Source organism: Pseudomonas sp. Pmew2, from assembly GCF_058129885.1.
In genome coordinates, this window is sequence record NZ_CM176702.1 from 1,809,331 (window position 1) to 1,822,535 (window position 13,205).

Sequence of the window (13,205 nt, forward strand, 5' to 3'; positions counted from 1 at the left end):
GACAATCCGGGGAATCTGCATGCCCGTTCACGTTATCGACAACCTAAGCACCGTTGCCCCTGCTCAATGGGACGCACTGGTGCCGGGCAATCAGCCGTTCCTGCGGCATGCCTTTCTCAGCGCGCTGGAAGACAGCGGCAGCCTCGGGCCACGCTCCGGTTGGCGTGCCGAACATGTGCTGCACTACGAAAACGATCAACTGGTTGCGGCATTGCCGGCCTACCGGAAGTGGCACTCGTACGGCGAATATGTGTTCGATCACGCCTGGGCAGACGCCTGCCGTCGCGCCGGAATCGCCTATTACCCCAAACTGTTGGTCGCGGTGCCGTTCAGCCCGGTTGGCGGCTCACGCATCCTGTCGGCAACGCCTCAAGGCGGCATGGAGTTGCTCAGCGAGCTGCCGGCCTATCTGCAGAGCGAGGGGCTGTCGAGCGCCCATGTGAATTTCACCGACCCGGCTGCCGATGCCTTGCTTGAATCGCAACCGGGCTGGTTGCAGCGCTTTGGTTGTCAGTTTCATTGGCATAACCGGGGTTACCGCGACTTTCAGGACTTTCTGGACGCATTGAGTTCGCGCAAGCGCAAGCAGATGCGCAAGGAGCGTGAACAGGTGGCGGGGCAGGGCATCGAGTTTGAATGGCTCGAAGGCGCGCAGATGAGCGAAGTGCTGTGGGACTTCGTCTACGCCTGCTATTCCAATACCTACGAAATTCGCGGGCAGGCGCCATACCTGACACGCGAATTTTTCAGTCTGCTGGCCGAGCGTATGCCCGAATCGATCCGCGTGGTCATCGCCTTGCAGGGCTCACGGCCTGTGGCGATGGCTTTCAGCCTGATCGGTGACGATAGTTTCTACGGGCGCTACTGGGGTTGCCTGGCCGAGTTTGACCGACTGCACTTCGAGACCTGTTTCTATCAGGGCATGGACTACGCCATCGCCCATGGTCTGCAACGATTCGATGCCGGCGCTCAAGGTGAGCATAAATTGATTCGTGGCTTCGAACCGCAGATCACCCGGTCATGGCATTACCTGATGCACCCAGGGTTGAAAGACGCGGTCAGTGAGTTTCTCGAGCAGGAACGCGTCGGTGTACTGGCGTATGCCGATGAGGCGAGGAGTGCGTTGCCGTACCGGCAGACGGAGTAGCGGAGGATATGCCTTCCCGCGTGGAGCATCGGCGCGAGACTTGTGACGCGGAGCGTCACGAAATGCATGCCAACGCGGAGCATTGGCACGATAGTCATGGGTATACATGGCAGCGGGTAGATCACTGGCCTCTGAAGATCCTGTGGGAGCGAGCTTGCTCGCGAAGAGGCCAGCAATCTCCCCATACTCAATCCACCCCTACAAACCCACCCGTCTGATGCTGCCACAACCGCGCATACAGCCCGCCGCGGGCCAGCAGTTCGGCGTGGGTGCCGGTTTCGGCGATCTGGCCTTTTTCCAGTACCACCAGACGATCCATACGGGCGATGGTCGACAAGCGGTGCGCGATGGCGATGACGGTCTTGCCTTGCATCAAGGTTTCCAGGCTTTCCTGAATGGCTGCTTCAACTTCCGAATCAAGTGCAGAGGTGGCTTCGTCCATGATCAGGATCGGTGCGTCCTTGAGCAGTACACGGGTGATCGCGATTCGCTGGCGCTGACCGCCGGACAGCTTGACGCCGCGCTCTCCCACATGGGCATCAAAACCGGTGCGGCCTTCGGAGTCCGACAACTGCGGGATGAACTCTTCGGCACGGGCCTTGCGGATCGATTCCCAAAGCTGTTCGTCAGTGGCGTCAGGATTGCCATACAGCAGGTTTTCGCGAATCGAACGGTGCAGCAGCGACGTGTCCTGGGTGATCATGCCAATCTGCGCACGCAGGCTTTCCTGGGTGATTTCAGAAATATCCTGACCGTCGATCAGGATCCTGCCGCCTTGAACGTCATACATGCGCAGCAGCAGGTTCACCAGCGTCGACTTACCTGCGCCTGAAGGCCCGATCAAACCTATTTTCTCGCCCGGTTTGATGTCCAGATTGAGGTTATGAATGATCCCGTTGCCATTGCCGTAATGGAAATCAACGCCATCGAACCGGACGCCGCCGTTTTCGATCTTCAGCGGCAGGGCGCCGGGCTGGTCATTCACCGTGACAGGCTGCGAGATGCTCTCCAGGCCGTCCTGCACGGTGCCGATGTTCTCGAAAATGCCATTGACCACCCACATGATCCAGCCGGACATATTGACGATACGAATCACCAGGCCTGTGGCCAGCGCGATGGCACCCACCGAGATCATCGACTGGGTCCACAACCACAGGGCCAGCCCGGTGGTGGTAACAATCAGCACGCCGTTCATGGTGGTTATGGTGGTGTCCATCGACGTGACGACACGGCCAGCCAGCTGGCTTTGCTCGGTCTGGTCACGCATCGCTTCACGCGCATACTGTTGCTCATGATTGGTGTGCGCGAACAGTTTTAATGTGGTGATGTTGGTGTAGCCGTCGACTATCCGGCCCATGAGTCTGGAGCGCGCATCGGACGACTCCACCGAGCGTTGTTTGACCCTGGGGACGAAGTACATCAGCGAGAGTATGAACGCCACGATCCAGGTGCCCAGCGGGATCATCAGGCGCCAGTCGGCCTCGGCGAACAGTACCATGGCGCTGATCGCGTAGATCAGTACGTGCCACAGCGCATCCACCGATTGCACCGCCGAGTCGCGCAGCGAGTTGCCGGTCTGCATGATGCGCTGGGCGATACGCCCGGCGAAATCGTTCTGGAAGAAGTTGACGCTCTGTTTGAGCACGTAGCTGTGGTTTTGCCAACGAATCAGGTTGGTCATGCCGGGGCTGATGGTCTGATGCACCAGCAGGTCGTGCAGGCCGACGAAGATCGGGCGCAGCAGCAGGGCCACCACCACCATCCAGATCAGTTCCGGGCCATGAACGCTGAAAAAATCCTTGGGCGGCGTGGTTTGCGCCAGGTCGATGATGCGGCTCAGGTAGTTGAACAGCGACACCTCGATCAGCGCACCGATCAGTCCCACGACCAGAAGCGCGAGAAACGTCGGCCATACCTGACGCAGGTAATACATGTAAAACGCGAAGACGGTGTTGGGAGGGGCAGGGGTAGGGGCGTCTTTGAAGATATCGATCAGTTTTTCAAAACGACGATAAAGCATTGGCTATCACACCCACGCGACGTGGGTTCTCCTTGATAAGTGGAGGCTCTCCCGTCCAGCCCGCACAAAGCCCGAAGGCTTTATGCGGTGCAGGTTTCCTGCTTAGTCGACGCGTTTGGCGGACTTGATCAGGATCGGGTCGATTGGCACGTTTTGCATGCCTTTCGAAGTAGTGGTGCGGGCGTTGACGATGTTGTCGACCACGTCCATACCCTTGACGACTTTACCGAACACCGCGTAACCGAAGTCACGTGTGCCGTTGTCGAGCATGGCATTGTCGTTGGTGTTGATGAAGAATTGACTGGTAGCCGAGTTAACGTCCGAAGTACGGGCCATGGCAATGGTGCCACGCACGTTGTGCAAACCGTTCTGTGCTTCGTTCTTGATCGGGTCCTTGGTCGGCTTCTGAACCAGTTGCTGGGTGAAACCGCCACCTTGCACCATGAAGCCCGGAATCACTCGGTGAAAAATGGTGTTGCTGTAGAAGCCGCTGTCGACGTAACCCAGAAAGTTCTGGGTGCTGACCGGTGCCTTGGTGTCTGCGAGTTCGATTTCAATCTGGCCGAAGCTGGTATCGAGTACCACGTGCGTGGCTTTATCCGGGGCAGCCATCAGGTTGGCGGCGAACAATACGGAGCAGGCGGTGAGGGCGATTTTTTTCAGCATGTGGCAACAGGTCCTTCGGTAAGAGATATCGACTGTGGCCGGCAAGGTAACCACGTTTGGCGTTCTTTGCCCAGCGTGTTAGAGGGTTTGCGCGGCTTCATGCCATCAGCCAGCGCACCTATTGGGCTGCACAAGGTTTTCAGACTCCGATGCTGGCCATGAATTCCAGCAGCGTGCGATTGAATTGCTCGGGCTGGTCGAGTGGCGTGGCATGCCGGGAGTCTTTGATGACCAGCAGCCGCGCATTGGGCAGGCGTTTGACGTAAGCCTCCTTGAGCGAGACCGGTGTGTAATCGTGTTCGGCTGCGATGATCAGCGTCGGGCAGGTAATGCGCCCCAGTTTGTTTTCCACGCCCCAGCCGACAATGGCATCGAAACTGGCCAGATAGGCGCGCTTGTCGTTCTTGCCCCAACGCTCGGCCATCTTGCGCCGCAGGTCGGCCTGCTCCGGCTTTGGAAACAACAGCTTGCCCAGCGCCTCGCCCAGAGTACGCATGCTGACGATGCGTGACAGGGTCCAGCGTCTGGCCAATTGCCAAAGGTCGCCTGCGCTTCTGACCTTGACCTGTGGCGCGCTGTTGACGATGCACAGGCTCGTGAGCAGGTGCGGTTGATCGACCGCCAACTGAAAGCCGATCATCCCGCCCATCGACAGGCCGATCAGGTGTACCGGACCCAGACGAAGGTGTTCAATCAACGCCTCCACGTCATTGCTCATGGCCTGAATGCTGTAGCGCCCGTAGGGTTTGTCCGAGCGACCATGGCCACGCATGTCCATGACGATGACGCGGTATTGACTGGCCAGTGCCGGGATCTGATATTCCCAGTCCTGACAGCTGGAACCCAGGCCATGTAACAACAGGACGGGGTCGCCCAGACCATACTCTTCATAGTGCAGCGAACAGTCGTCGTGTTCGAAAAAAGCCATGTGCCTACTCCTGTCAGGCGTGTTGGGGAGCAGTGAGTGCCGTGGTCAGTGGTGCGGTGTCGAACGTGCGGATCAGATCGATGAGAATTTGCGTGGCCGGGCCCAGCGACCTGTCCTTGCTGGAGTAAAGATAGAAGGTCGGGTTGCGGCTGCCGCCCTTGTCCAGGCGCAGCGGCTTGAGCAGCCCCTCGCGCAGTTCACGCTCGATCATGTGGCGAGGCAGCCAGGCGAAACCCAGGCCATTGCTGACGAAGGTGGCGGCTGTACCGAGGCTGCCGACCGTCCAGCGCTGCTCCGCGCCCAGCCAGCCGAAATCCCGTGGTTGCTGTCTGCCTGAGTCGCGAATCACCACTTGCAGCTGACTTTCCAGGTCCTGAAAGGTCAGTTCGCGATTGGCCTGGTGCAGGGCGTGGTCCGGATGAGCGACGGCGACGAACTCGACGGAGCTCATCTCGGTGCCCAGATGCCCGGCAATGCTGTAGCCGCTGATGGCCAGGTCCGCGACGCCTTCCAGCAACACCTCCTCGACACCCGAAAGCACTTCTTCACGCAACCGCACCCGGCAGCCTCGGCTTTGCGGCATGAACGCGGTCAACGCCCTGACCAGGCGTGCCGAAGGATAGGCCGCATCAATCACCAGCCGCACTTCTGCCTCCCAGCCCTGTTCCATATGGTGGGCGAGGTCTTCCAGTTGGCTGGCCTGTTTGACCAGTTGCCGTGAACGGCGCAGCAGTACGCCACCGGCGTCGGTCAGCACAGCCTTGCGTCCGTCAATGCGTAACAGCGGCACGCCGAGTTGTTCCTGCATGCGCGCCACGGTGTAACTCACCGATGACTGCGACCTGTGCAGCGCCTCGGCGGCCTGAGCAAAGCCACCGTGGTCGACTACGGCTTGTAATGTGCGCCACTGGTCGAGAGTCACGCGGGGCGCTTTCATGCTGTAATTCCTCTTAATGTGCTGGCTATTTGTTCTACTCTGACAATCCCGCTTCGGAGATCGCCGAATGAATCGACTGTGCTGTGTACTGCTGGTCATGTTGCCTGTGACGGCTTTTGCGTACCCCATCGAGGTCGAAAAGCAGTATCAGGGCGTGAAGATCGATTACGTGACGCACGACGTTTATCACAACATCGGGTCAATCACCGTCAGCAACTACGGGGATGTAGACGCCAAATGTTCGGTGGTGTTCGTCAACGGGCCAGAGGCGCCGCGAACCCGGCGTATGCAGGTTGGCGCAGGTCAGAGTGTCGACGCTTCATCCACGTTCAATCGCAGCATCATCAAGTTGCGAATCAGGCTCACCTGCCAGCCAGCCTGAGAGTAGAGCGCTCTTATGGATAAAACAAATTTATGGATGGGTTAGGGTCTGTTCCCGTTTCGACGTAACCCATTGATCTCTATGAGAACAGGCCCGTATTGTTGGAGTTCTCACACAACACCAATACGAGCCTGCAATGCCCCGATTAATGCTCAGTGATGAGCACTGGCCGAAGCTTCGAGAAATTTTGCTGCACGAATCGATCTACAACAAGCGAGATTTGCGCACCACGGTTGAAGGCATGCTGTACCGCATGCGTGTGGGTTGCCCTTGGCGAGACCTGCCGAAAGCGTTTGGAAACTGGAGCAAGGTCTACAAGCGGTTCAATGCCTGGTCTGCTTCAGGCAAGTGGGTCAAGGTGCTTGAGGTGCTGATGACCGATCCTGACATGGAGTGGGTTTTCATTGATGGCAGCTATGTAAAGGCTCATCAGCACAGTGCAGGTGCTGCCAGCACGCAGGACCAGGCCATCGGAAAAAGCCGAGCCGGTAACACCAGCAAGATTCACCTGGCTGTAGACGCTTGTGGGCTGCCCATTGCATTTGACGTGACCGGAGGCCAGACCAATGATTGTTCGCAGGCGGCCTCGTTGATTGCCAAGATGCCCAATGCAGAAGTGATCATTGCGGACAAGGGCTACGACACTGAAGCGATACGCGCTCAGGTCGAGCAGCAAGGCAGCAAAGTGGTGATTCCACGAAAGCGCAATTCTCTGAAAGGGAACGCAGATCTGGACAAAGGGTTATATCGCAATCGACATCTCGTAGAAAACGCCTTTGCCCGGTTGAAGCATTTCCGGGCGGCGGCTTCTCGGTTCGACAAACTCAAGAGAAACTATGAAAGCGTCATAGCAATGGCCTGCGCTTTTCTGTGGCTGCCAATGTGAAACGGGAACAGACCCTAGGCGAGGGGCTTGAAGTTTTTAATCGATAAATCGATTTTATAACGGGGTCCCCCGTTGCGTTATACGCAATTGTGGCCGAAGACTGTGGGAGCGAACTTGTTTGCGAAAGGGCCGGTATGATCGCCGAAAATGCATCGGCTGAAATACCGTCTTCGCGAACAGGCGAAGCGTCGCCGCTTCGCTCCCACGTCCTTGGGGCAGAAGCCTGAAAGCTCCTTGTTCCGGGCTTTCAGGACTTGTGCAATACGCTGGGCACAATCAGACGATGATATCGGCCGCTTGCAGACTCTGCACGCCAGTCAGCTGGATTTCAAAGTCCGCCCCGATGTTGTCATCGAGATTGCCGTACAGCACCCCATCGGCGAAGCGAAGCTCGCCGGTGTTGTTGGCGCTGAACGCCGCGTTGCCAATGAACACGAACGCATCGGGTCGGGCATCGAAGCCTGTGAAGTCCAGCTTGTCGCCTTCGGCTGCCTTGAAGCCGTTTATGATGTCGCGCAGGCCGCCCAGGCCTGTCTCGTTGCTGTTGTTGAACACGTAACGGTCTGCACCGGTGCCGCCAATCAGCGTATCAGCGCCTGACCCGCCGATCAGTACGTCTTCACCCGCGCCGCCGGACAAGGTGTCATTGCCACTGCCGCCGTTCAGGACGTTGGCGTTTTTGTTGCCGGTCAACGTGTCGGCAAACTGGCTGCCAGTCAGGTTCTCTGTACCCTTGAGCGTGTCCAACCCGGAGCCGCCGGTGGCCTGTTGAGCGCTGGTGTTCAGCGCAACCGTAACGCCTGCCGTGGCAAACAGATAAGACACCGTGTCATTGCCGTCACGACCGTCCATGACGTTGTCGCCAGCGCCTGCGTAGATCAGGTTATCAAGGGTATTGCCGGTTGCGTTCGCCGCCCCTGTGCCGGTGATGACGATGTTTTCCAGGTTGGCCCCCAGCGTGTAGCTGGCCAGCGAACTGAGCACCGTGTCGATGCCGCCTACCTGCTGATCTGCGTTGGTCTCGACCACTCGGTCGGCTGCATCGTCAACGTAATAACTGTCCGATCCGTCGCCGCCGGTCAGCAGGTCGGCACCCGCTGCGCCGTCGAGAACATTGTTGCTGGCATTGCCGGTGATGACGTTTTTCAGCGCATTGCCGGTGCCGTTGATGGCAGATACGCCGGTAAGCAGCAGGTTTTCCACGTTCGCCCCCAACTGCCAACTGACGGAAGACACCACGGTATCAACCTGCGATGGCGAATCATTGCTCTCGGTGACGGTATCGAGTGCGTTATCGACTACATAGATGTCGTTGCCGTCCCCGCCGGTCATGTCATCTGCGCCCTGATCGCCATCCAGCACGTCATTGCCGGCGCTGCCCACCAATGTGTCGTCGTCACTGGTGCCGAAGATGTTGCCGCCTTCATTCTGGCCACTCTCGAAAATGGCGGTCGGGTCGTTGTTGTCGCTGGCATCGCCACGAAAACCCAGGTCATCGGCAATGAAGTCGGCCAGGCGCTGACCGACGATTTCGGCGGACTCTTCGTGCAGGTGCCAGACGTCATCGGGGTAGACCAGCGGGTTGACCTCGTAACGCAACGGCAGGTCGGTGTAGTCAACTGCCAGCTTGACGTCGGCACGCTCATTGGCGATGGCTTCCTGAGCGTTTCTGACGTATCCGGCACCCTCGACAATAGCGTTGATCTTTTCTTCGGTGTAGCCACGTGCCTTGGCCGCCTCGGTCTGATAGTGGCCGGTTTCGGCCATGTACACGGTGAAGTCGCCTATCTGCGCGTGCAGGTAATCGAACACCTTCAGGGTCGAGGCTTTGTACAGGTCGGCTGCAGCCTGCTTGTCCGTGGCGCGGGCTATTTCCTGCGCGGCTTCTTCACCCTGACCCCAGATAATCCCGGTGGTCACTTTGTCGATAGCCGTTAGTGACGTCAGTTGCGACTTGAGCAGTTCGGTTGCACGCAGCAGCGCAGGGCCTGGCTGATCGGTATCCACCAGCCACCACGAAACACGCTGTTCTTCCTGCGTGCCGGTCGAATAGCCGACCACGGTGCTGCCGCCTACGGCAAGGTCGATGCCATCACCGTTGGCGTCGGTGAACTGGCTGCGCACGTCATAATCGGTGTAACGGGCCAGGTCCTTGACCATTTCCGAGGTGCCGGACTGATTGTCGTCTTCGGTCATGCGCAGCAGGCGTGCGTTGGACTGGCCAAGCATCGGCAGATAGAGAATCTCCTGAGCCTCGCGCTGGCCGAACACGAAGTCCGCATCGGTCAGGGTGTCGATCAGGTTGCCGCTCAGGGCGATTTCGAAGCGATTGCCGTCGGCATCCGGCGTGGCGGATTTGACATAGGTCTTGTCGCCGGCTTCGTTGAGGGTCATGTACAAGGTGTGATCTTCACCGTTGCCCAGCCCCAGGAAACCCAGAGCAGAGACGTCTATTTTGTCCTGGCCGGGGGTGAAGTCATAGATTGTGTCGGTGGCCGTCAGCCCGCCAGCATCGTAATCGCGGTAGCTGTCGGTGAGTGTGCTGTAGACGAACGTGTCGGCACCGTCTCCACCGTACAATGCGTCGCGGCCAGCGCCACCGTTGATGATGTCGGCACCGGTATCGCCACGCAGCGTATCGTCGCCACCCAGCCCGAGAATGGTGTCGTCACCTTCGGTGCCATACAGCGCTTCCGCATTTTCGGTGCCGGTGAGGGTCCCTGGCGTCACGTTGCCCACATTGATGGCAAAACTGTCGGCCACCGAAGCGCCGGTGGCGTCGCTCGCGGTCAGCAATACCGAATAAAGCCCGGATGCCGTGCCGCCCGGCGTGCCGCTGAAGGTCAGGGTCTTGCTGTCGAACTTCAACCAGTCGGGCAGGGCGCTGTTATCGGTCAGGGTCGCGCTGTAGGTCAGCGTGTTGCTGTCCGGATCACTGAAACTGCCCGGTTGTATCGCGTAGGAAAACGCCTTCAACTCGGTAACGTTCTGATCCATCAGCGGTGTATTAAGTACCGGGGCCTGATTGGCGGCTGAGGCTGTAGAGAAGATGAAGTTGGACGCGCTCAGTTTGTCGAGCAGGTTGCCTTCCAGTGCAATCTCGAAGCGATTGCCGGTGGTGTCGACCGCATTGGTCTTGATGTAGGTCTTGCTGCCGTCGGCATTGACGGACAGGTAAATGGTGTTGGCGCTGCCATCGCCCAGGCCGCGCAGGCCGATGCTGGACAGATCGATGCGGTCTTCGGCAGGGTTGAAGTCGGTGATCGTGTCGCTCTGCTTGGTGCCGCTGGCGTTGTAATTGCGGTAGCTGTCCAGGCGCGAGTTGTAGATGAACAGGTCCGCGCCCGCGCCACCGGTCAGAATATCGGCATCAGCCCCGCCATTGATGAGATCTGCACCGGCACCGCCATTGATGCGGTCTGTACCGGCGTTGCCGTTCATCACGTCGTTGCCGTCGGTGCCGGTCAGGGTATCGCCGCCCGCAGTGCCTTCGATGACCCGCTGGAAGATGAAATGGCTGGCATTGAGCGTGTCTTTCAGGTTGCCGCTCAGGCCCAGCTCGAATCGGTTGCCGCTGGCATCGGCGTCGAGTGATTTGACGTAAGTGCGGTCCAGCGTGGCGTTGTAGCTGATGTTCAGCGTGCCGCCCTTGCCGCTGCCCAGCCCGGTGAAGCCCAGGTTGCTCAGGTCGATGCGGTCCTGGCTGATATCGAAGTCGGTGACCAGATCGGTGGAACTGGTGGTCGCTGTACGGTAGCTGTCGGTCAACTGATCGAAGCGAAACGTGTCGGCACCCGCGCCACCGGTGAGCTTGTCGGCTCCCGCACCGCCGACCAGAATATCGTCGCCCGCAGCGCCGTTGAGCGTGTCCTTGCCAGCCAGACCGAGAATCATTTCATTGGCTGCGCCACCGGTGATCGCATCGTTGGCGTCGGTACCCTGCACGGTGACCAGCGGAAAAGAATCACCGGCAAAGCTGCCGTCACCATAAACCAGCGTCAGGCCTTTGCTGGTGTGGCTGATGGTGTTGCCCACGATGCTGTTGCGATCGGTGCCATCTTCGTTGCGCTCGGCAACGCCGTAGGTGGAGTTGTCGCTGCCGGTAATCACGTTGCCGCGGATCAGGTTGTCGCTGCCGTTGAAATACTTGCCGGAAACGCCTGAAGTGTCGTCGTAAGACTGGATGATAATCTCCGGCACCGGGGCGCCGAGGGAGTTGTTGCTCAGGGTGTTATCAAACACATCCACCCCGGAACTGCCGTAGATGCGCACACCGGCACTGCCGTTGTCGTGAATGTCCAGGCCACTGACAGAGACCTGACTGGACAGCTTGATCAGCACGCCTTCAGCACCGTTGCCATAGACCGCGCCGCCGGTGATGGTGATATTGGCAGGCGAGGGGATGTTTTCACTGCCGCGCTGCACCACGATGCCGGTGCTGCCATTGCCATAGGCAACGTTGTTGCTCAGGGTGAAGTCGTGGGTGCTGGTGACCACGTTGAAGCCGTGACGATCGTTGTCGTACGCAACGTTGTTTTCAAACACGCTGTCGCTCAGGTAATCGGCCACGAAGCCGTCCAGGCCGTTACCATGGGATACGCTGTTTTTGATCACCATGTTGACGGTCTGCTCGTGCGGGTCGAAGCCGTAGCCCGAGCAGTCCTTGATCTCGACGCTGTCGAGCGTAACGTTCGAATCCTTGCCGTCAGAACCTGGAATGTAGCCGTTGAACCAGCCGTCCACCTTGCCGGTGGTGGCGTCCCGGTTACCGTCCAGCGTCAGGTTCTTCATGCCGAAGTCGTGGGTTTCTTCGCCGTAGGCGGAACGCACGATGCCGGTGACCTTGGTGTCCGAGCCATCCGCCAGCTTGATGACTGTCTCGCCCATGCCCGCGCCCGATAGGGTCACGTTGCTTTTGAGCATCAGGCAGCCGTCGGAAGGCTCCTCGCCACCGGACACAATGTAGGTCCCGGCTGCCAGCACAACTTCTCCACCGCCAGCCGCTGCAGCTGCATCAATAGTGGCCTGAATGGCTGCTGTATCGTCCGTGACGCCGTCGCCCACTGCACCAAAGTCTTTTGTGTTGAATATCATGGTGTTACTCCGGGCGACGAGGATTTTAGGTGATGAAGTCAATATTGCAGCGCCCCGGAGTAAGACCCTCCATTAAGGAAAAGTTGCGTGATATAGGCTATATTTTCGCCGAAACCGACGACATGTGCGTCAAACATACGACTGTCATATTTGTGACGGGTAACGCGGGGCGCGGCGACGGGTTGGCGTCAAAAAGCGGCGGCCTTCGAGTGGACAGTGAGTGACGCAGCCGCTATGGTCGCGCCCTTCAAAAATGGGGGCAGGCATGGGTTATCTACTTATCGTCACACTGATTCAGGCGTTTTCGTTCAGCCTGATCGGTGTCTATCTGGCCGGGCACGTCGACAGCTATTTCGCGGTGCTGATCCGCGTGGTGCTCGCCGGTCTGGTATTCATCCCGCTGACCCGCTGGCGTCAGGTTGAACCCCGCTTCATGCGTGGCATGCTGCTGATCGGCGCGCTGCAATTCGGCGTCACGTATGTCTGTCTGTACCTGAGTTTCAGGGGGCTGACCGTGCCCGAAGTGTTGCTGTTTACCATCCTCACGCCACTGCACGTGACGCTGATCGAAGACGCGCTGAACCGGCGCTTCAACCCTTGGGCCTTGCTCGCGGCGATGGTCGCTGTGCTGGGTGCGGGTGTGATTCGTTACGACGGTCTGGACGGCGACTTCCTCGGCGGTTTCCTGCTACTGCAACTGGCCAACTTCACCTACGCCGCCGGGCAAGTGCTGTACAAACATCTGGTGGCGCGGCACCCCAGCGATCTGCCGCATTACCGACGTTTCGGTTATTTCTACCTGGGTGCACTGGCGGTGGTATTGCCCGCGTTCCTGATGTTCGGCAACCCGCAACACCTGCCCGAAGCGCCGACCCAGTGGATCGTACTGCTATTCCTCGGCCTGTGTTCGACGGCGCTGGGCATGTACTGGTGGAATAAAGGCGCGTGCATGGTCAATGGCGGCACACTGGCAGTCATGAATAACCTGCATTTGCCGCTGGGGCTGTTGATCAATCTGCTGATCTGGAACCAGCATGAGGACTTCACCCGCCTGCTGATCGGCGGCGGGGTGATTGTGGCGTCGGTGTGGATCAGTCGCCTGGGCGTGCGGCGCGTGCCGGAGAGCGTTTCCGGCACACGTTGAG

At 58.9% G+C, this 13,205-nt stretch carries 9 protein-coding genes; 4 read left to right on the plus strand and 5 right to left on the minus strand.

The features are described from left to right. Positions 1-19 precede the first annotated feature (19 nt). Entirely contained in the window at positions 20-1,147 is a 1,128-nt protein-coding gene (locus AC4ANK_RS08290; RefSeq protein WP_002554789.1) for a GNAT family N-acetyltransferase, read from the plus strand. A gap of 187 nt (positions 1,148-1,334) precedes the next feature. Here AC4ANK_RS08290 and AC4ANK_RS08295 read toward each other — a convergent pair whose 3' ends face one another. The 4 genes from AC4ANK_RS08295 to AC4ANK_RS08310 form a co-directional block, all read right to left on the minus strand. Beyond that, positions 1,335-3,167, minus strand: coding sequence for an ABC transporter ATP-binding protein (locus AC4ANK_RS08295; protein ID WP_460383179.1), 1,833 nt, complete (start codon positions 3,165-3,167; stop codon positions 1,335-1,337). Positions 3,168-3,269: 102 nt separating this feature from the next. Further along, on the minus strand, positions 3,270-3,833 hold the full coding sequence (locus AC4ANK_RS08300) for a peptidylprolyl isomerase A (RefSeq protein WP_002554787.1): 564 nt from the start codon (positions 3,831-3,833) through the stop codon (positions 3,270-3,272). A gap of 139 nt (positions 3,834-3,972) precedes the next feature. After that, positions 3,973-4,761, minus strand: coding sequence for an alpha/beta fold hydrolase (locus AC4ANK_RS08305; protein WP_002554786.1), 789 nt, complete (start codon positions 4,759-4,761; stop codon positions 3,973-3,975). A 13-nt stretch (positions 4,762-4,774) separates the two neighbouring features. Continuing rightward, positions 4,775-5,698, minus strand: a complete 924-nt coding sequence (locus AC4ANK_RS08310; protein ID WP_002554785.1) for a LysR family transcriptional regulator — start codon at positions 5,696-5,698, stop codon at positions 4,775-4,777. Between the two features lie 67 nt (positions 5,699-5,765). Here AC4ANK_RS08310 and AC4ANK_RS08315 point away from each other — a divergent pair, with 67 nt between their 5' ends. Next, entirely contained in the window at positions 5,766-6,080 is a 315-nt protein-coding gene (locus AC4ANK_RS08315; protein ID WP_002554784.1) for a hypothetical protein, read from the plus strand. A gap of 136 nt (positions 6,081-6,216) precedes the next feature. Continuing rightward, positions 6,217-6,966 (plus strand): IS5 family transposase, encoded by a 750-nt coding sequence (locus tag AC4ANK_RS08320; protein WP_460382697.1) that lies wholly within the window; start codon positions 6,217-6,219, stop codon positions 6,964-6,966. Positions 6,967-7,242: 276 nt separating this feature from the next. Here the strand turns inward: AC4ANK_RS08320 and AC4ANK_RS08325 are convergent, their stop codons facing one another. Beyond that, on the minus strand, positions 7,243-12,060 hold the full coding sequence (locus AC4ANK_RS08325) for a M10 family metallopeptidase C-terminal domain-containing protein (protein ID WP_002554783.1): 4,818 nt from the start codon (positions 12,058-12,060) through the stop codon (positions 7,243-7,245). Between the two features lie 265 nt (positions 12,061-12,325). Between AC4ANK_RS08325 and AC4ANK_RS08330 the strand changes: the two genes are divergently transcribed. Further along, positions 12,326-13,204 carry a carboxylate/amino acid/amine transporter gene (locus AC4ANK_RS08330; RefSeq protein ID WP_002554782.1) on the plus strand — a complete coding sequence of 293 codons (879 nt, stop codon included), beginning with the start codon at positions 12,326-12,328 and terminating at the stop codon, positions 13,202-13,204. Position 13,205: the final 1 nt, after the last annotated feature.

Coding starts and splice junctions, on each gene's coding strand:
- AC4ANK_RS08295 (WP_460383179.1), bottom strand. CDS start 3,167: ATGCTTTATCGTCGTTTTGAAAAACTGATCGATATCTTCAAAGACGCC.
- AC4ANK_RS08305 (WP_002554786.1), bottom strand. CDS start 4,761: ATGGCTTTTTTCGAACACGACGACTGTTCGCTGCACTATGAAGAGTAT.
- AC4ANK_RS08330 (WP_002554782.1), top strand. CDS start 12,326: ATGGGTTATCTACTTATCGTCACACTGATTCAGGCGTTTTCGTTCAGC.
- AC4ANK_RS08310 (WP_002554785.1), bottom strand. CDS start 5,698: ATGAAAGCGCCCCGCGTGACTCTCGACCAGTGGCGCACATTACAAGCC.
- AC4ANK_RS08300 (WP_002554787.1), bottom strand. CDS start 3,833: ATGCTGAAAAAAATCGCCCTCACCGCCTGCTCCGTATTGTTCGCCGCC.
- AC4ANK_RS08320 (WP_460382697.1), top strand. CDS start 6,217: ATGCCCCGATTAATGCTCAGTGATGAGCACTGGCCGAAGCTTCGAGAA.
- AC4ANK_RS08315 (WP_002554784.1), top strand. CDS start 5,766: ATGAATCGACTGTGCTGTGTACTGCTGGTCATGTTGCCTGTGACGGCT.
- AC4ANK_RS08290 (WP_002554789.1), top strand. CDS start 20: ATGCCCGTTCACGTTATCGACAACCTAAGCACCGTTGCCCCTGCTCAA.
- AC4ANK_RS08325 (WP_002554783.1), bottom strand. CDS start 12,060: ATGATATTCAACACAAAAGACTTTGGTGCAGTGGGCGACGGCGTCACG.